This window comes from Streptomyces sp. NPDC001532, from assembly GCF_040298625.1.
In the GTDB taxonomy this organism is placed as follows: Bacteria; Actinomycetota; Actinomycetes; order Streptomycetales; family Streptomycetaceae; genus Streptomyces.
The window spans coordinates 68,672-88,453 of the sequence record NZ_JBEPAL010000009.1; the positions used below are offsets into that span (position 1 = coordinate 68,672).

Annotated in this window: 8 protein-coding genes; 6 read left to right on the forward strand and 2 right to left on the reverse strand. The window is 73.2% G+C overall.

The genetic code is table 11. From position 1 onward, the window contains the following. Nucleotides 1–34 precede the first annotated feature (34 nt). From ABT232_RS11375 to ABT232_RS11385, 3 genes are all read left to right on the forward strand, one after another. Nucleotides 35–12,622 carry a non-ribosomal peptide synthetase/type I polyketide synthase gene (locus ABT232_RS11375; RefSeq protein ID WP_351839010.1) on the forward strand — a complete coding sequence of 4,196 codons (12,588 nt, stop codon included), beginning with the start codon at nt 35–37 and terminating at the stop codon, nt 12,620–12,622. A gap of 244 nt (nt 12,623–12,866) precedes the next feature. Then, on the forward strand, nt 12,867–13,019 hold the full coding sequence (locus ABT232_RS11380; RefSeq protein WP_351839012.1) for a hypothetical protein: 153 nt from the start codon (nt 12,867–12,869) through the stop codon (nt 13,017–13,019). A gap of 255 nt (nt 13,020–13,274) precedes the next feature. Further along, on the forward strand, nt 13,275–14,003 hold the full coding sequence (locus ABT232_RS11385; protein WP_351839240.1) for a DUF3500 domain-containing protein: 729 nt from the start codon (nt 13,275–13,277) through the stop codon (nt 14,001–14,003). A 198-nt stretch (nt 14,004–14,201) separates the two neighbouring features. Here ABT232_RS11385 and ABT232_RS11390 read toward each other — a convergent pair whose 3' ends face one another. Further along, nucleotides 14,202–15,182: a 5'-nucleotidase gene (locus ABT232_RS11390; RefSeq protein WP_351839014.1), complete on the reverse strand. Its 981-nt coding sequence runs from the start codon at nt 15,180–15,182 to the stop codon at nt 14,202–14,204. Nucleotides 15,183–15,339: 157 nt separating this feature from the next. On the opposite strand from ABT232_RS11390, the gene ABT232_RS11395 reads away from it, so the two are divergent. Further along, a complete protein-coding gene (locus tag ABT232_RS11395; RefSeq protein ID WP_351839016.1) occupies nt 15,340–15,942 on the forward strand; it encodes a hypothetical protein in 603 nt (200 codons plus the stop codon). Between the two features lie 202 nt (nt 15,943–16,144). On the opposite strand, the gene ABT232_RS11400 is transcribed toward ABT232_RS11395, so the two are convergent. Next, nucleotides 16,145–17,638 carry a HEAT repeat domain-containing protein gene (locus ABT232_RS11400; protein WP_351839018.1) on the reverse strand — a complete coding sequence of 498 codons (1,494 nt, stop codon included), beginning with the start codon at nt 17,636–17,638 and terminating at the stop codon, nt 16,145–16,147. Nucleotides 17,639–18,370: 732 nt separating this feature from the next. Here ABT232_RS11400 and ABT232_RS11405 point away from each other — a divergent pair. Continuing rightward, a complete protein-coding gene (locus ABT232_RS11405; protein WP_351839020.1) occupies nt 18,371–19,240 on the forward strand; it encodes a DMT family transporter in 870 nt (289 codons plus the stop codon). A 160-nt stretch (nt 19,241–19,400) separates the two neighbouring features. Next, nucleotides 19,401–19,745, forward strand: a complete 345-nt coding sequence (locus tag ABT232_RS11410) for a hypothetical protein (RefSeq protein ID WP_351839022.1) — start codon at nt 19,401–19,403, stop codon at nt 19,743–19,745. Nucleotides 19,746–19,782 lie beyond the last annotated feature (37 nt).

Genomic DNA, 19,782 nt, shown 5'->3' on the forward strand with positions numbered 1-19,782 from the left:
CGCGGTCTCCTTCGACTTGGTGTGAGCAGGCGACATGAGCGACAGCACTCTCTGGAACGTCCTGCTGGACGCCGCCCGGAAGGCCCCCGAGCAGGTGACGGTGCATGTGCGGGGCGACGGTACCGAACTGACGGTGACCTACCGGCAGTTGCTGGCCGAGGCCGTGCGCGTGGCGGGAGGCCTGCGGGCGGCCGGGATGACGCCCGGCGCGTGCGTGCCGCTGGTCGCCGACCGCAGCGAGAACTTCCAGGTGATGTTCTGGGGGCTGATCGGCGCCGGTCTGGTCCCGGTACCTCTCGCCGCGGACGCCCGCCGGGTGGTGCCCGTGTGGGAGCAGCTCGGCCGCCCGCCCGTGTTCGTGGACGCGGCCGGCGAGGAAGTCGTACGCCATCTGCCCGATGAGGCGGCCGCCGTGCTGCGGGTGGACGAGTTGCCGGACGGCGACGGGGACGGGGGCGGGGACGCGGAGGGGTGGGACGCTCATGGGCCGTGCACGCCTGACGATCTCGCGTTCGTGCAGTACTCGTCCGGCAGCACCGGACAGCCGAAGGGTGTCGAACTCACCCACGCGGCGGTGACGGCCAACCTGCGCCAGATCGTGGCCGTGTCCGACATGGGCGCTGCCGACGTAGTGGTCAGCTGGATGCCGTACTTCCATGACATGGGGCTCATCGGCACGCATCTCGTTCCGCTCGCCGCCCGTGCCAGGCAGGTCAAGATCGAGCCGCTGGCGTTCGCCCGACGGCCCGGCATCTGGTTCGAGACGGCCACCGCGCACCGTGCCACCCACCTGTCGGCCGCCAACTTCGCGCTCGCGCTGGCCACCCGGCGGATCCCGGAGGCCGACATGGCCCGCTTCGACCTCCGCAGCGTCCGGCGGGTGGTGGTCGGAGCCGAACCGATCTCTGCCTCCGTCTGGCGCGGCTTCGTCCGTCATGCGCGGCTCGCGGGACTGGCGGCGCACGCGCTCCAGCCTGTCTACGGGCTGGCCGAGGCGACCCTCGCCGTGACGTTTCCGCCGCCGGGCGAGGTCGCCGTGCCGCTGGCGGTGGAGCGGGGCGCGCTCAGCCGCGGCCGGGTGACCGATGCCCCGGGCACCCGAGACGCGGTGGCAGGCGGTGCCGACGGTGTGGTGGAGCTCATGGACCTCGGCCACCCCGTCCCCGGCTGCTCCGTGCGCATCGTCGGCGACACCGGGCGGGTGCTCGGCGAACGGCGCGTGGGGCACATCGAGGTGCGTGGGCCGCAACTCGCCCGCGGCTACCGGGAGCTGCCCGACGCCACCGCCGCCGCGTTCACCGCCGAGGGCTGGCTGCGCACCGGTGACCTGGGCTTCCTGCGCGACGGGCGGTTGTACGTCAGCGGCCGGCACAAGGACGTGCTCTTCCTGAACGGGCTGAAGTACCACGCCGCCGACCTGGAGGACGTTGCCGCCGGAACGCCCGGGCTGCCGCCCGGGACGGCCGCGGTGGTGGGTTCGACCGACCCCGCCACCGGCCGCGAGCGCGTGGTGGTGTGCGTCGCGTGGGCCCGTCCGCCGCGCTCGGCCGACGAGGTGCTGCGGCGTGTCGCGGACCGGGTGGGCGAGGCTCTCTTCCACGACGACGTACGGGTTGTCGCCCTGCCGCCCGGACAGTTCCCCCGCACGACCAGCGGCAAGATACGCCGCCATGTGCTGCGTGACCGGTTCGAGGCGGGCCGCTTCCCCCGCGTCGTCGCCCGCACCCCTGCTGGTGCGCCGGTCCCTCCGGCCGGGGGCGGCAGGGGTGAGCGCGAGCTGCCGCGGTCGCGGGCGGCGGCCGAGCGCGCGGTGCGCGAGGTGTGGGCCGGGGCGCTGGCATTGCCCGAGGAGCGGATCGACGCCCGCGCGTCCTTCCGAGCGCTCGGCGGCACCTCACTGAAGGCGATGGAAGTACTGGCCGCGCTGGAGGATCGTTTCGGCCGACCGCTGGAGGTGTCGGCGCTGCGCGAGGGCGCGGACACGGTGGCAGGGATCGTCGATCACCTTCTCCAGGGTGCGACGGCGAGTGCGGCGGCCGAGCCGGAGACGAAGGTGAGGGCGGAGCCGGAGACGAAGGTGAGGGCGGAGCCGGAGACGAAGGTGAAGGCGGAGCCGGAGACGAAGGTGAGGGCGGAGCCGGAGACGAAGGTGAGGGCGGAGCCGGAGACGAAGGTGAGGGCGGAGCCGGAGACGACGGGGCAGGCGAAGCCGGAGACGACGGGGCAGGCGGAGCCGGAGGAGGCTGCGGCGGAAGCGGTGCGCTCCGGCGCGTCCGGTGCGCCGTCGGACGGCACGCTCGCTGTCGTCGGCCTCGCCTGCCGTTGGCCGGGCGCCGCCACTGCCGAGGAGTACTGGCGGCTGCTCGCCGAGGGGCGGGACCTCGTGACCTCGGTGGCTCCCCACCGGTGGGACGGGGACGCGGTGCCTGAGGCCCGGTGGGGAGCGTTCCTGAAGGACCCGGCGAGCTTCGACGCCGCTCGTTTCGGGATCGGCGACGCGGAGGCCCGCGCCCTCGACCCGCAGGCCCGGCTTCTGCTGGAGCTGGCGCACGAGGCGCTGGAGCGAGCCGGTTACGCCGGTCCGCGCCGACGCGGCCGGCGTGTCGGTGTGTTCACGACGGCCGGGGACAGCGGCTACCGGGAAATCCTGGAGCGGGCGGCCCGCCTGGAGGGCACGGAGCTGCCGTCCGCCGCGCTGACCGGGAACCTGCCCAACCTTCTCGCCGCCCGTATCGCGCAGAGCTTCGACCTGGACGGCCCCGCCATGGTCGTCGACACCGCCTGTTCCTCCGCTCTGGTGGCCCTGCACCTGGCCCGCCGCAGCCTCGCGGACGGCGAGTGCGACATCGCCCTCGTCGGCGGCGTCAACCTGCATCTCACGCCGACCGCGCACCGCATGCTGCATGCCGCGCAGGCCTTGTCGCCGACCGGCCGCAGCCGTGCCTTCGGGGCCGGCGCGGACGGTTTCGTGCCCGGCGAGGGCGGCGCGGTGCTCGTCCTGCGCCGGACGGCGGACGCGCGGCGGGCCGGCGACGACGTGCTCGCCGTGGTCCGCGGTACCGCCGTCAACAACGACGGCACCTCGCTGAGCCTGCTGGCGCCCAATCCCGCCCGCCAGCGTGAGGTCGTCACCGCCGCCCACGCCTCGGCGGCCGTCGACCCGGCCGAGGTGACGTACGTCGAGGCGCACGGCACCGGCACCGCGCTCGGCGATCCGGTGGAACTGGCGTCGCTGGCCCACGCCTTCCCGCCGTTGCCCGACGGACGTCCCCGGCTGCTGGGCTCGGCCAAGACCAACATCGGCCACCTGCTGAACGCCGCCGCGCTGCCGGGACTGGTCAAGGTGGTGCTGGCGCTGCGACACGGCCAGGTGCCGCCCTCGTTGCACGCCGAGCCGCCCGCCGCGCAGCTCGCCGGCTCCGGCTTCGAGGTGCCGGGCCGGCTCGTCCCGTGGCCCGCTCCGCCCTCGGGTGGCCCGCGCATCGCGGGCGTCAACGCCTTCGGTTTCGGCGGCACCAACGCGCACGCGGTGCTGGAGGCTTCCGTACCGTCCCGTCGTACGACTCTCGCGGAGGGGCGGGCGGACGGGCCTCACCTCCTGGCGCTCTCCGCCGCGACCGCGCCCGCGTTGCGCGCCGTGGTCCGCAACCTGGCGGACCACTTGGCCGACCACCCGGAGATCACCGAGGCCGACCTGTGCCTGACGGCGGGAACGGCCCGCGACGCCGACCCGCACCGGCTGGCGATCGTCTGCGACGGCGACGTACGCGAGCGGCTGACCGCCCTCGCCTCGGCGGACGACTCCGCGGGGCGCCCGCCCACCACGTCGCACGGGGAGGAACACCCGCGTCCGTCCGCCGGCCCGGGTGTGTCCGCCGGCACGGTTCGCGGACGCCCTCGCCTGGCCTTCCTCTTCCCCGGCCAGGGCAGTCAGCGGCCGGGCATGGCGGCGGACCTGTACGCCACCGCGCCCGCGTTCCGGGCCACCCTGGACGAGGCGTCCGCGTACCTCGGCCCGCTGTACGGCCGCACCCTGACCGAGTGGTGCACCGACCCCGGCGTCGATGCCGCGGAGCTGGCGCGCACCGAGATCACCCAGCCCGTGCTGGTGGCCTTCTGTGTGGCGCTCGCGCGGCAGCTGGACGACTGGGGTGTCGTACCGGACGCCGTCACCGGGCACAGCGTCGGGGAACTGGCCGCCGCCTGTGCGGCGGGCCTGCTGCCGCTGTCCGACACCATCCGCTTCGCCGCTCTGCGGGGCCGGCTCCTGGCGGAGCTGACCGAGCCGGGTGCGATGGCCGCTGTGCGTGGGACGGAGGACGCAGTGGAGGCCCTGGTCGCCGCGTCGGACGGTGCGCTCACCGTTGCCGTGCGCAACGCCCCCGGCCGGCTGGTGCTGTCCGGGACGGTGCGAGCCGTCGAGGATGCCGTGGCCGGGCTGACCGCGCGGGCAGTGGCGGCGCGCCGGCTCCAGGTCACGCGTGCCTTCCACTCACCGCTGATGGAACCGGCCGCGCGGGCTCTGCATGACGCCGCCGGTGCCCTGGCGCCGAGCACCGGCCGAGTGCCGCTGCTGAGCACGCTCACGGGTGACTGGGTCACGGACCCCGACGCCCTCCACTGGCGGGACCACGCTCTGCGGCCGGTGGAGTTCGCGTCCGCGGTGCGCAGGTTGGCCGACGACGGTTTCGACACGTTCCTGGAGATCGGGCCCGCCACCGATCTGACCGGGGCCGTGCGCCTGGCCGCCGCCGGCCGGGCACAGCCAGCGCCGGTGGCGCTCTCCGCCCTGCCGGCCACGCGAGGGGAGGGCGGCCAGGGCAGGCACGCACTGCTGCACACCGTGGCCCGGCTGTGGACGCGTGGTGTCACCGTCGGCCACGCCGCACTGGCGCCGACCGGACGCCGCGTGCCACTGCCCACCTACCCCTTCCAGCGGCGGTCCTACTGGCCGGGACCCGATGCCTCCCGGCTGCTGCACCGGGTCACCTGGACCTCTGTTCCCCTTCCCGAGCCCGCGTGCTCCCCTGCGGTGACACTGGTCGCCGGGCCCGACGGGGAGGCGGTGCGGGCCCTGTCCGCACAACTGGCCGCGCGGGGCGTGCCGGTGACGGGTGCGGGCTCGGCGTCCGCGCACACCGTCGTCCACCTCGCGGGGCGGGCGGACGACGACGCCGGCCCGGCCGCCGCGACCGCCTTTCGGGACACGGTGCGGCTCTTCGACCGGGTGGGGGCGAAGCGCCTGCTGCTGATCACCGAGGACGCCCACCACACGGGCGCGGAAGATGAGGCGGTGCCACGTCCCGGGCAGGCGCTGCTCACCGGTCTCGCGCTCGCGCTGCCCGCGGAGACCGAGGACGCCGCTCTGGCCTGTGTCGACGTGTCCTCGCGGGACACGGCCGAGCAGCGACTCGCGGCTGTGGTGGCCGAGTTGTCCGCGTCCTGCGGCGACCTGTCCGTCGCGGCCTGGCGGGCCGGTGCACGACTGGTGCGGGGGATCGATCCCCTGCCCGACAGCGCGGTGACGGACAGTGCCGAAGGGGCGCAGCCGTTGCCCGCGGACGGCGTCTACCTGATCACCGGCGGGGCGGGCGGCCTCGGTGCCGCGCTCGCCCGGGACCTCGCCGGGCGCGGCCGTCCCACCCTCGTCCTCACCGGCCGTTCCGCGCAGCGCCCGGCCGCGCTGCTGGCGGAACTCGGCGAACTGGGCGCCCGAGCCCGCTACCGGCAGGCCGACGTCACCGACGAGGAGCAGCTCGACGCCCTGCTCTCCGAGGGCCCGGCACCGGACGTCGTGTTCCATCTGGCGGGAGTGGCCGTTCCCGGTTCACTGCGCGGCACCGGTCCGGACGACACCGGCCGTTCTCTGGCGGCCAAGACCCTCGGTACCCGCCTGCTGGCCCGCGCCCTGCGCCGCCACGGGCACCGACCGGCGCTCTGTGTGGCCTTCTCCTCGGTGGCCTCCGTGCTGCCGGGAGCGGCGGGCGGGCTCGGCGACTACGCCGCAGCCAACGCCTACCTGGACGCCTTCGCGGCGGCCGAGCGTGCCGCCGGTCGCGACTGGCTGGCGCTGAACATCGGCGCGGTGGCCACCGTGGGGCTCGCCGCCACGGCGGCGGGGGCAGGACCGCTGCGTGCCGGGGGCGCGCCGCTCGCTCCGGGCGAAGCACTGCGTGCCGTGCGCGCGGCCTGCCTCGTGGACACCGCGCGGCTCGTCCTCGCCGACCTCGCGGACGTCGCTGGTCCAGGCCACCTCGCGGACGTCCCTGATCCAGGCCACCTCGCGGACGTCGCTGATCCACGCCACCTCGCGGACGTCGCTGATCCACGCGACCTCGCCGACTTCGCTGATCCAGCTCCCGGCGGCAACAGCGGCCAGGCGGCACCCGTACGACTCCCTCGGCACCCGGTGACCGCTTCGGCCGCCGCGTCCGGCGGCACATCCGGTACCCGCGCCCTGGTGCGCACTCTGCTCGCGGAGGCCCTGCACCTGCCCACGGAGGCGGTCGACGAGGACGCGGCCTTCCTCTCCCTCGGCCTGGACTCGCTCGCCGCGGTCGATCTGGTCCGGCGGCTGGAACGTGCTCTCGGCCGGGAACTGCCGACGACGCTGTTCTTCGAGTACCGGACGGTGCGGGATCTCTGCGTCCACCTCGATGCCGACGCCGCGTCCGGCGTCGGCATCGAGGTGCACGGCAGCACCGGACACACCGCGATCACGCCGAGCACCGATGCGACGAACGCCTCGCCGAGCGCCAGTACGGCGAGCGCCGGCACGACGAACGCCGAGCCGAGCGCCGGCACGACGAGCGCCGTCGCGGAAGGCGTGCCGTTCCCCCTCACCCCCGTGCAACTGGCCCTGCACACCGGCGGCGTGCTGTATCCCTCGACGCCGGCGCGCGGTTGGGTGCGGCAGACCGTCCGCGGTCCCCTCGACCCCGCTCTGCTGCGCCGCGCCCTCGTCGCGCTCGCCGAGCGGCACGGCATGCTGCGTGTGCGGATCGGGCAGGAACGCGACAGCCTCTCCCCCGTGCCGCACCAGACGGTGACGGTGGATGCCGGCCCCGCCGTGTGGTTCGAGACCCGGCCCTTTCCCGGGAGCGAAGCTGCCCTCAGGGCGATGGAGACGGAGCTGGCCAATCGTCCGCTGGACCTGACCCGCGAGCCGCCCCTGCGGGCGTTGCTGCTGACCGGGGACGCCCAGGTGACCCACCTGGTCCTGTCCGTGCACCACGTCGCCGCCGACGGCTTCAGCCTCAACCTCCTCGGCACGGAACTGTGGACGCTGTACACCGACCTCGCCCTGGACCGCGGCCCGACCCCGTTGCCACCCGCGGCGGACTTCGCCGCGCACGCCACCGGCGGGCGGCCCGCCGTCCGCGCGGAGGACACCGCCTACTGGAGGGCACGCCTGGGCAACCACTCCCCCATGGCCCTGCCCTTCGAGGGCCGTCCCGACCCCGAGGAGGGCCCCGGACCGCTCCTAGCCGAGCAGCGTGTCCTGGACGAGAGCCTCGTCGCCGCCCTGCGGGAACGGGCTGCACGGTGGAACGTCTCTCTCTTCCATCTCCTTCTCGCCGCCTACGTCCGTTGCCTGGCCCAGTGGAGCGGACAGCGCGACATCACGGTCAACATCGCCCGCGCGGGCCGCGACGCCCGGCTGCCGGGGTTCGCCCGGTTGGTCGGCCCCCTCGCCGACACCCTGCCCCTGCTGCTGCGGGCGGACCCCGACGAGCCGCTCGCCACTCTCGCCGAACGCGTCCGGCTGGCCTGGCTGGACAGCGAGCGGCATGCCACGGTCAGCAGCCTCGACCTCGCCCGGCTGCTGCCGGGCGACGCCTCCGGACTGCGGACCGTGAGCCCCGCGAGCTTCAGCTTCGCCCGCTTCCCCGCACCGCTGGACCCGGACTGCCCGGTCGTGGCGCGCCCCACCGCGGCGGGCACCGGCTCGGCCGCCACCCGGCTGAGCCTGCTGTGCTGGGAGGACGGACCGCTGCTGCGGCTGTCGTGGAACTTCCCCGAGCGTCTCCTCACCCCGGCGACGGTCGACCGTCTCGCCGCCGACTTCGAACGGGAATTGCGTGCCGCAGACGTCGGTGCAGCGCCCGAGCCGGCAGGCGTGACCAGGTCGACCGTGGTCGGTCGCCTCTTGCGGCAGTTCCGGGCCGCGCCCGACGCGGTCGCCGTCGACGACGGCCGGCTCCCCCTGACGTACCGGGACCTCGACGCGGCCAGCGGTGTCCTCGCCCGACGGCTGAGGGAGAACGGCGTACGGCATGGCGATCTGGTCGGCTTGCTCACCTCCCCGGGCCCGGGAACGGTCATCGCCGTCGTGGCCGTCCTGCGGGCGGGGGCCGGATGGGTTCCGCTGGACGCCGAGCACCCGGCGGCCCGGCTGTCCGAGCAGACGAGGCGTTGCGGGGTGCGCGTGCTCGTGCACGACGATCGCACCCGCGCCACCGCACAAGCGCTCGCCGGCATGACGGCACTGTCCGTCACCGGGCCGGAGGCACCGGGCGGCGGCGGGACGGGAGGGGACAGCCCCGGCGAGGCGGCCGACGCCGGTGCGACGGCGTACGTCATCTTCACCTCCGGCTCGACCGGCCGCCCCAAGGCGGTACCCATCACCTTCCGCGCCATGGAGAACTACCTCGACTGGGCGGCGACCACCTTCGGATACGGCCCCGGCGACCGCCTCGCCAACACCGCCTCACCCTGCTTCGACGCCTCCGTGCGGCAGTTGCTGGCACCCTTGCTGACCGGTGCCACCGTGGTGACAGCCGACCGCGACCTGGTGCGTGACCCGGAACTGCTGCTGCGCCACATCGCGCGGACCCGCATCACCGTGTGGAGCTCGGTGCCGTCCCTGTGGGAGCGGCTGCTGACGGCGGCGGAGAGCCTTGCCGGGCGCGGGGAGCCGCTTCCGGACCTGTCCGCGCTGCGCCTCGTCCACGTCGGCGGGGAAGTCCTTAGGGCGGACTGGGTGCGCCGCTGGTACGACCTGTTCGGGCCCGGGCAGACGATCGTCAACCTCTACGGGCCCACCGAGACCACGATCAACGCGACCTTCCACGTGATCAGCCGCCGCCCCGGCGAGGAGGTCTCGGCCCTGCCGATCGGCCGCGCCGTCACCGGCACCGAGCTGCTCGTCGTCGGCCCCGACGGTGCGCCGGTCGGCCCGGGCGGCAGCGGCGAGCTGCTGATCGGAGGGGTCGGGCTGTCCGCCGGTTACCTCGGCGAACCCGACCTGACGCGGGCCGCGTTCATCGAGCGGGACGGTCGCCGCTGGTACCGCAGCGGCGACCTGGTGGAAGTGCTGCCCGACGGCGCGCTGAGGTTCGTCGGCCGCCTCGACGACCAGGTGAAGATACGCGGCCACCGGGTCGAACCGGGCGAGGTGGAGGCTGTCCTGCGTTCCTTCGAGGAGGTCGTGCAGGCGGCCGTACTGGCCGACGAGGGGCGGCTCGCCGCATTCGTCGTGCTCAGGGACGCGGGTGGCGGGACGGGCGTGGACGCGGTGGTACTGCGGCGTCGGCTGGCCCGGTCGCTGCCGCCGTACATGGTGCCGGCCCGCCTCACCCTCCTGGACGCCCTGCCGTTGACCGGTACCGGCAAGGTCGACCGGGGGGCGCTGCTGACGGCGGCGGGCGAGGCTCGGGCGGCGGGTCCGCTGCCGTGCGGCCCCGGTGACACCGAGGAACGTCTGGCACGCATCTGGTGCGAGCTGCTCGGCGTGGACCACGTCGGACGCGACGACGACTTCTTCGACCTGGGCGGTGATTCGCTGCTGGCACTGCACGTCTTCGACCGGCTCGCCCGCGGCGGCACAGGTCCGCTGCCCAGGCCGACCGCCGTGTACCGGCACCGCACTCTGGCGGCGCTGGCCGCAGCGGTGGAGAGGGCGGCCGCCGAGGGCGTACCGAGTGCGCCAGGGCACACCGCCTCGGACGACGGTCCCGTGCAGCCGGCGGAACCGGCCGACCCGCGGGATCCGGCGGATCCCGCGGGATCCGGCCATCCCACGGACCTGGCTGTTCCGGCGGCTTTCCCCGTGACGCCGAGTCAGCGCGGATTCCTGCTCGCCGAGGCGCTCGCGCCCGGCGCCGGGGGCTCCTGGCTCGCCCGGCTGCGGCTGTCCGGCCCGCTCGACCAAGAGGTGTTCCAGCGTGCCGTGGACACCCTCGTGGCCCGTCATGCGATGCTGCGCACGGTCTTCCCGGCCGGGACGCGACCGCCGGTGCAGCAGGAGCTGCCCGCGTCGCTGCGGTTGCCGGTCGACTTCGCGGCCGTCTCCGGGCCGGACGAGCTGGCGGAGCGGGTCGAGGAGGAGCGGCGCCGGCGCTTCGAGCCCTGGGCATGGCCGCTGCTGCGCCTGCGGGTGCTCACCGTGGCCCCGCACGAACACGTACTCGTCGTGCACGCCCACCACTTGATCGGGGACGGCTACAGCGCCGCTCTCCTGCTCAGTGAACTGACCGCCGTACACGACGCCCTCAGCGCCGGTGTGGCCCCGGAGCTTCCCGAACCGCGCAGCACCTTCCGTGCCTTCGCCCAGCACCTTGCCGAGCAGGGCGCTGCTCCGCGGGAGGAGAGCGGCGCGGCTCCGCGGGAGGAGAACGTTGCTCCGCGGGAGGAGAACAGCGCTGCCCTGCGGGCGCGGAGGGGTGCGGCTCCGCGGGGAGAGATCGGCGGCGCGAGGCAGCGATCGGCGGCCCTGTCGGCGCCCTACGCCCAGCCGGTCCTGCGCGTCGCGCCGGCCCCGGACGAGACGGTGCCGTCACCGGCGTTCCACTCGCGCAGCTTCGTCCTGGACGCCGCCGTCACGGACGCGCTCCGCAAGACCGCGGCCGACGCGGGCGCCACGCTGTACGCGCCGCTGCTGACCGCCTATCACGAGGCGCTCGCCGCCCACACCGGTCAGGAGGACCTGATCATCGGCGTGGCCGTGTCCGGGCGGGACCATGCCCTGCCCGGCATCCACCGCGTCTTCGGGCCGTTCGCCACCGCCGTCGCCGTCCGGCCCTTCGGTCCGGGCCGTGAGGACCTGGCCGGGAACGACTTCGCGCGACGGGTGCAGCGCGTCGTGGAGGACACGGTCGCCGCCCGCGTCCACGAGGACGTCGTACCTCGTGACGCCGGCGGGCTCCCGCTGACCTCGCAGTTCTTCTTCACCTTCCTCGACTTCGGCGCGCTCGGCCCCCAGGGCGGGGGCGTCCTCGCCATCCGGTGGGACGAGGAGGAGAGCGGCTTCACTCCGCCGACGGCCCGGACGGACGTGTTCCTCGCGGTGCGGCCCGACGGCGACCGGCTGCGCGTCACCGTGCGCGGCGCGGCGGCCGCTTTCGACGCGGACGCGCTCACCGCGTTCGCCGAAGGGCTGCGGGACCGGCTCGTGCGCGCCGTCCCGGCCACCGCCCACCGGCCCCTGGTCCCCCGTCCCGCACGGCGAGCACCGCGCCCTGCGGAGCAGGACCTGGACGCCGCGCTCGTCGGCTATCTGCCGGCTCCCGCCCAGTTGGCCAGGCTCACGGGGACGGCGGACACCCCCTGGGCCCGTGAGGACATCCGCCGTCTGCTGTTCCCGGGCGGTGAGCCCAGGCTGCTGGAGACGACCACCACGCCCCTGGGCCGGTCCGGCTTCGTCGCGCTGCCGCTGTTCTCCGACGAACTGGCCGGTGAGCGGGAGCTGGCGGCGCACACCGTGCGGGGCGTGCGGACGGCCACCGCGCTCGGCGCCCGCTGTGTCTCGCTGGCCGGCATGATCCCTTCGCTGACCGGCTACGGCTTCGACGTGCTGCGCGCCGACCCGGCCGCGGCGGCCTCCGTCACGACCGGGCATGCGGCCACCGTCGTCTCGATGGTCCGCACGGTGCGTGCGGCTCTGGCCGCGACCGGCCGGGATCTGGCCGACCTGGAGGTGGCCGTGGTGGGGCTCGGCTCGATCGGTGTCTCATCGCTCGAACTGCTGCTCACCCTGGCCGAACGGCCGCCGGCCCGCCTCGTGCTGTGCGACGTGCCCGGCAGCGGTCCCCGGCTGCGTGAGCTGGCCAGGACGTTGCGCGCGGGCGGGCTGGCCGGTGACATCGCGGTCCACCTGTCCGACCGGGACCTGCCCGACGCCGTGTACGGTGCCGGGCTTGTCGTCGCGGCGGTCAGCGGGCACCGCTCCCTCATCGACATCGACCGGCTGCGGCCCGGGGCCGTCGTCGTGGACGACAGTTTCCCGCACTGCTTCGACACCGGTCGCGCGCTCGCCCGGATGCGCGGGCACGGGGACGTCCTGGTCGTCGGCGGAGGACTCCTCACGGTCGGCGTCACCCGGCGCACCCTGGCGGACGGGCTGCCCGGCGCCGCTGCCGAGGCCGCGACCTCGTACGGGATCGCCGGCACCCTGGCGTCCTGTCGCGCGGAGTCCCTGCTGCACGCCGCCGGCGCGAACGTGCCCTTGGTCCGAGGCCTGGTCGACAGCGACACGGCCCTGGCCCACTGGCGGGCCGCGGAGGCGGCCGGGATCACCGCTGGGCCTCTCCATCTCCTCGGCCACGTCCTGGAGCCGCCCACGGTGAGCCCGCCACGTCTCATGAACGCCGACACGAACGCCGACACGGAGGGTGCCACATGACCGGGCGGCGCCCCGGGTGAAGCCGCCGAACCCGTCGACACCGGCGCCGAGCCGCATTCCCTGCGCGGGGAGTTCGGCGCGGCGCCGGTCAACGCCATGCCGGCAGAGCCGAGTGAGTCATCGGATCGCGGATCGCGTAGCGGGCGGAGAGCCGCGTCCACCCGACGACGACCTTGCTTGCCCCCATGGCTTTGCCTGTCCGGTTGCTCGCCCACCGCAGATCGTGATCGGCCTCGGTGCGAACATGTTCCTTCCGCGAAGCCGGCCTGTCGCGGTGGAGCACGACGGGGCGTACCGGCAACGGGACGCCGTGGAGCGCGACAAGGACAAGACCGCCGACCTGACCTCCTCGGACCACCCCTTCGGACAGGGCATGGACTACGCGGCCACCGCCTGACCGGCCCACGCCGCCCCATGCCGCATCGCACCCGACGCACCCGCCCCGCTCATGGCCCTGGCCCAGGCCGCGCACAGGCGTCTCCCAGCGGGTCCCGCCATGATCGGCACATGTCTGCTGTCTGCGGGGCCCGCGAGGACGCGGTCCGTGTTCTCATCGTCGACGACGAGCCCGAACTCACCGAGTTGCTCTCCTGGGCGGTCACCGAGGCGGGCTGAGAAGATCCGCAGGATCAACCAGGCGGCCGGCGAGGCGATCAGCGACACGAACGCGTTCAACGAGGACGCCTACTACTGGACCATGATGGGGACCCCGTCGGACGGCGAGCCCTGGGGCTTCCAGTTCGACGGCCACCACCTGGTCGTGAACTACTTCGTCCTCGGCGAACAGGTCGTCATGAGCCCCTGCTTCTGGGGCTCCGAGCCGACCTCGATGGAGATCGACGGCGAGACCGTCACCGTGTGCCACGAGGAGGTCGTCGCCGGCCTCGCCTTCATCAACTCCCTCACCTCGGCGCAGCAGGCGGTCGCCATCGAGTCCGCGACGAAGTCGAACGAGTCGATGAAGGCGGGCGCCTTCTCCGACAACGCGGTGCAGGAGTACACGGGGCTGCGGTGCAACGTCCTCAACTCCGCCCAGAAGACCAAGCTCCTCGGCATCGTCGAGGCTTTCGTCGGACGCGCCAGGGCCGATGTGGCCAAGGTGAGGATGGCGGAGGTCCGCAAGTACGTCGACGACACCTACGTCACCTGGGCCGGGGGCACCGGCGACGACGACGCGTTCTACGTCCGCGTCCACAGCCCCGTCGTCTGGGTGGAGGTCGACTGCCAGGCCCCGGGGCCGCTGGCCGGTGCCTACGGCGCGCAGCAGGGCGACGGAGCGACCCAGAAGCACGTCCACTCCATCATCCGCACCCCCAACGGCAACGACTACGGCAGGGAGCTGCTCCGGCAGCACTACCTGACCTCGCCGCACCACCGGTGACCGGCTGACGGCGGGCGTTCGGTCACCGGCCCGCCCGGCGATCCTGACGGGCCGGTGACCGCGTACCGAAATCCCAAACGAGCTGACCTCCCCGGCGGTATGCGAGATCCGCCTCGCTCAACGACCTGGCGTGTAGGGGCGACTTCGCAGCAGACGAGCCGGCCGCGTCCTCGGCGTCGGCGCTGTCCGGCACGAGGCTCATCGTTGCGCCTGCTCAGGTGCCGGGCGGGCCTGTTCGTTCATCTTCCCGAAGGGGATGTGCACGCTGGGTGTGCTGCGGGCGGTGCCGGTCAGGTGGCTGACCTGGTCGTCGAAGAAGATGTGGGGCTTGAGAACCTCGATGATCGTGCTCTTGTCTATCCCGCCCAGGAAGAAGGCGTCGTTGACGGTCACGCCCCAGTTCTTCAGGCTGCGCACCGGGCGTTCGTGAGCGGGGGCATTGCGTGCGGTGACGAGTGAGACGTGGACGCGGATCTTGTAGTCCGGGTCCTGGGCCCGCTGTTCTTCTTCGCGTTGCTGGAGCCGGTTGATGCCGGCGAGGAAGTCCCGAAGTGGGCCCGGGTCGTGCGGGGTGGCGGCGTTCGTCGTCTCGTGGGAGTGGAAGCCCTTGAGGCCGTCGGTCTGGTAGATCTGCTGCGACGCATCGTCGGCGAGAACCCCGTCGAAGTCGAAGGCGATCCGCAGGTCCGGGTCGTCGTCCTCGTCGGCCGTGGCGGGGCCGAGGACGCGGCCGGCGGGCAGCCCGAGGGTGACGGCCTCGCGGACATCGGTCTCGTTCGCGGACAGGAACAGGGACATGTTCAGAGCGGGCATGAAGTGGTAGGGCGAGCGGCCCTGCATGAAGATGGCCCTGCTGATCGACAGGTCGTGGGCCTGGATGGATCGCATGACCCGCAGCCCGGTGTCAGGATCGTTGCGCGACAGGACGATGACCTCCACCAGAGGGTCGTCGGGTGAGAGGTCGTTCAGGGACAGCAGTCTACGGATGAAGGGGAAGGCGACGCCTTTTTCCAGGGTGTCGGCCAGGTGCTCCTCCTGGTAGGCGCGGTAAGCCTCCTCCCCCTGATCACGGAAGACGGCGTCCGCCTCCGCCAGATCGAACAGTGCGCTGGATGCGATACCGACGACCAGGCGGTTCCTGAGTTCGTAGACGGCCACGGCGTCCTCCCTCACACCCATGCACACACCGGTCTCCATCATGGTAGGTCGCCGGGCAACTGGGCGACCGTGGCCGCCGGTCGACCCGCTGTTCATGTGAACGGCAGGGAGAAGCCGGGAGGGCCTTCACCTTGTTCTCGCCAGCCGGCACGGTCGACTCGCCCAGTAGGGTGCGACCGTGGAAGACATCCCCTGGTTCGAGCACGACGAGGACGATCTGACCACCGCACAGAAGGAGTTCGCGGCTGTCCTTGCTGCCCGCGCGAGTTCCTGGCCGGTAGATCCGCTCAACACCGTTCTGCTGCCCGCACGCCACACCCCTTACGGCCAGATGCTGGCCTACCTGGACATCGACGACTCGGAGCGCAACCGAGGCGTGCTGACCATCCGAGCCCACTTCGACGGCACCACCGTCCGTGCGGACAAGCTCCACAACCAGGACTTCACACTCCCCGACGCGTCAACCGAGTTCACCTTCACCACGGCCGGGATTCCCACAGAGACGGCGAAGCGGACGGCCTCCTGGTTCGAGGCAATGCTTGCGCGGCCCCTGGTCCGCTGCGAGTGGTTGTACGCAGGAGAGGTCTACGCCCTTCGCTATGAGCACGCCGACAACGGCCGAGGCCTCAGCGAAGGCTTCGAGACACCACTTGCCCCACCTGAACTGCGAGAACGTCTGGCGGCTGAAGGTGTCGACCGCGGACGCGGACGGATCGACCGCGCCGTCCTGGGCGAACCTGACCGGATCGTTCACGTCCGTGGCGCGCAGTCCACGCCGTAGTTGCGCGACAGCCTTCAGGCGGCGACGATCCGGTCCCAGTGCCGGACTGGCCCAACGCTTCGTGCCCGGCCAACGCTCGGCGTCGGCCTCGCCGTCGTCAACCCCCGCAACCGCGCTCACGGGCAAGCGGCGTACCTCTCCCCCACACCGAGGTTGCCCGGCCGGTCGACCGTTCCCCTGCGGTGAGCCTGTCGCGGTCGGCTCACCCGGACAGTGGGGCGCCAAGGGCCTCCAGCACGTCGGTGGCGGCCCCCCGCACCCGTGGCGAGCCGTCGCCCGACGCCAGCCGCGCCAGACGCTCGCGTGCGAGAGCGCCCTCGGGTGCCAGCCCATCCGTTGACTCCACCCATGCGAGCAGACCGGTCGCCGCCTCGTAGCGCACGGCCTCGTACGGGTCGTCCAGGCCCCGCACGAAGCGCCGCAGGTCCTGGTGGGTGGTGTCGCCGTCGGCGTCCAGCAGCGACAGCGCGGCGGCCCTCACCTCCCCGTCGGACGCCCCGTCGGCCAGACGGCGCACGCCGGGCAACGCTTGGTCGAGGCCGTAGAGCGCGTTCCGGGTCCGCCAGGTGTCGTGCCCTGACCGCAGATGCGCGGTCAGGGCCCAGCCCACGACGTGTCGCTCCCACAGCCGCAGCCCGCGCTCCACCAACACGCCCAGTGCGTCGACCGCCCCGGTGCGCAGTACCGGGGCCGCGTCGTCCAGGAGCGGCAGCAGCAGCCATACGGCGTCCCATCCGCCGCCCTCCGCGACGGCCACGGCGGCGGCCGCACGGGTCGGGGCGGGCAGGCTGCCGTCGTCCAGCGCCAGCCGCAGCCGCTCGGCCGCCACCGAGCTGCCCAGGCTGCCCAAGCTGCCCAGGGCGTGTACGGCATCCGGTCCGGCCACGGGGTCGGCCAGCCACCGCAGCGCGGGACGGGCCGCGCGTGGATCGCCCCGCTGCCCGGCGCCGCGGAGCAGCACCGCCGCCGTCCGCGGGTCGGACTCGTCCTCCAGGGCCGCGGCCAGCGCGTCCCGCACGGTGGCGGACTCGACGGTCAGCAGCCGGTCGGCCACTGCGGTCCGCACCAGCGCCGAGGGGTCCCGCAGCCCGGTGAGGAGGGAGTCGAGCAGTGACTCGGTGCAGCGGGCCGGCACCATGGTCATGGCCTGGACCCGGGCGGTGCCCTTGCCCTGCCTGGCGGTTCGGAGCACCTGCGCTGCGACGGCAGGGTCGTCGGCGAACCGGTACAGCAACCCGCGGGAGAGTCCCCGGACGGTGGGGTCCGGGTCACCGAGCAACCCGGCCACGGCCGCGACGTCGCCGAGTACGCCCAGCGCCTCGAAGGCGGTCAGGGCGTTGATCCGCACGTGCCGGTCCGGGTCGGACAGCAGCCGCGCGAATGCGTCCGTGATCCCGGGCCCGTCGAGCCCCAGGCGTATCGCGGCCAGTGACGCGCGGCGCCGCACCCGCGGGTCTCGGTCCCCCATCAGCGCCGGAAGCACCTCGGCGGCCTCCCCGCGCACCCCCAACCGGCCCAGCCCCACGGCGGCCGCCGCCCGCACCGCGGCATCCTGGTCACCGGCCGCCCGGACGAGAACGGCGGCGTGCTCCGGCCGCCCGATCCGCCCCAGCCCTTTGACCGCCGCCGCACGCCTCGCCGGATCCGCCGCCCCCTGCACCTCCCGCAGGAAGTACGCGATCTGATGCTCCGCCACGTCTGCCACCCCCCGACAGGTAAGACGCGCAAGCCGCCGGAAGGTTGGTCGACAACCTGAAGTCCTGGGTGGTCGGCGCCGCATGGCCTGCCGAGACCGTCGAACTCCGTCGGTCTCCGTCGATTTGTGTGGGTGGCGGCACTCCCCCGCGGCCCAAGGCAGCGGCCAGCCCACGGGCGGCCACAGGACGGCCCACGACACCTCGACGACGGCAGCGCCCGCTACGGGCAGCAGGCAGAACGCCGCACCCAGGCATACCGTGTCCGGTCCAGGGCACCAGCACTTCAGAAGCTCGGCTCCCCCTCCGAGCACGGCGGCCCCGCCACCATCCCCCCCGGTGGCGGGGCCGCCCACCTGTCACAACGGTGCCGAGAAGCACAGGCAGCCGCACCCACGGGTGGCCGAACTGCGCGCCGTACCGCTGCTTCCGCCCGTAGCAGAACGTAACCCTTCCGTCAGCAACAGCTGCGGTTTTCGTCCGTACGGCAACCAGTGCGCACCCGACGGTAGGGTGAGCACCGTGCATCAGCATCGGAACATCTGCCCGCCGCCCCGCTTCTGAGCGGGGCGTCTGCTGGGCCTCGGCCGGATCAATGGCCGCGGCCCTCCTCGGTGTTGCCTGACGGGCCGTCGATCCGCTGACGCCCTGCTTTGACGCTGTCTCTCTTTTCTTCGCGTCGAAGCTGGAGCCCATTTTTCATGCTCACACGCTCGTCTCTTTCCGCTGCACCGATGTCGCGTAACGGCATCGCACTGCTGGTTCTGGCGGGAGTGCTCTGGGGAACCGGCGGTCTCGCCGGTTCGATCCTCGCCTCCCGCACAGGCTTGGGCCCGGCCGCCGTGGCCGCATACCGCCTGTTGACCGGAGGCGTCCTCATCACCGGATACGCCCTGGTGACTGGGCGGCTCGCCGGAGCACCGCGGGACCCACGGGGCCTGTTCCGCATCGCCACCACCGGTCTGCTGCTGGCCGGCTTCCAGGCGGCCTACTTCGCAGCAGTGGCCGCGACCTCGGTCGGCCTGGCCACACTGACCACGATGGTCGCGGTCCCCATCCTGATCACTGCTGGGACGGCACTGCTCGACCGGCGCCGGCCGACTCGCCGCGCTGTCGTCTCCTTGGCCATCGCGGTCGCGGGGCTGGTGCTGCTGATCGGCTCACCCACCGCAGGCGCTCACCGGCTGGCCGGCACCGGCCTGGCCCTCCTGGCCGCAGCAGGCTTCGCCGTGCTGTCACTGGACCGCCGTAAGACACTGCCGGGCCTGGACGGCATCACCACGATCGGGCTGGGCTTTCTGGCAGGAGGTCTCCTGCTGCTGCCTGTCGCGCTGACAGCCGGGATGAGCATCCCCGCCCATCCCGCAGCCATCGGTGCCGTGTTGTTCCTCGGCCTGGTTCCGACAGCTGTCGCCTACAGCAGCTATTTGACCGGCCTGCGCCACGCCGGCCCGAAGGCGGCGGTCATCGCCGTCCTCCTCGAACCGCTCACCGCCACCCTGCTCGCCGCATTCGTCAGGCATGAGCAAATGACCGGACCACAGATGCTCGGAGCGCTCCTCATCCTGTTCTCGACCACGATCCGTCAGGACGGCGCGGCCTGACATCCTGGCCCGCTCAGGCCCGCTGAGCATCCATAGCTGGTGACCACCCGTTCCCCGAACCGTCGGCTGCTGCCGGCGTGCGGGATCGGGTGGTCCCGGCACACTGGTGGAAGCGGATTGAGTTCTGTCCGGCGGATCATGGCGTCGTAGGCTCAAGGTCATGCACAGCACCCTGACGGAGCACGCCCGATGTCTTTACGGCGACGAACACCGTCCCACACCGGAGTGCACCCTGGATCACCAGGAGTTCTACTTCGTCGAGGAGCTGACGTTCGCTGATGCGGACGCGATCCTCGCCCTGATGCGAGAACTGTGTCCGCAAGTGGTCGACGGCTACCTACCGGTCTGGGTACGCAACCTTGCCTACCGACTGCTTCTCCTGCAACGGCCGGACGAGCCGGCACTGATGCGGGAGGCCGCCCTGAACCTGTGGATGCACGGCCCGGACTGGGACGACATCGCAAAGGACCTGGAGGAGCGGGCCGACGCTCTGGAAGCGAGCTGATCACGCTCTGAGCCACGGGCGTACCGGCGCGACGTTG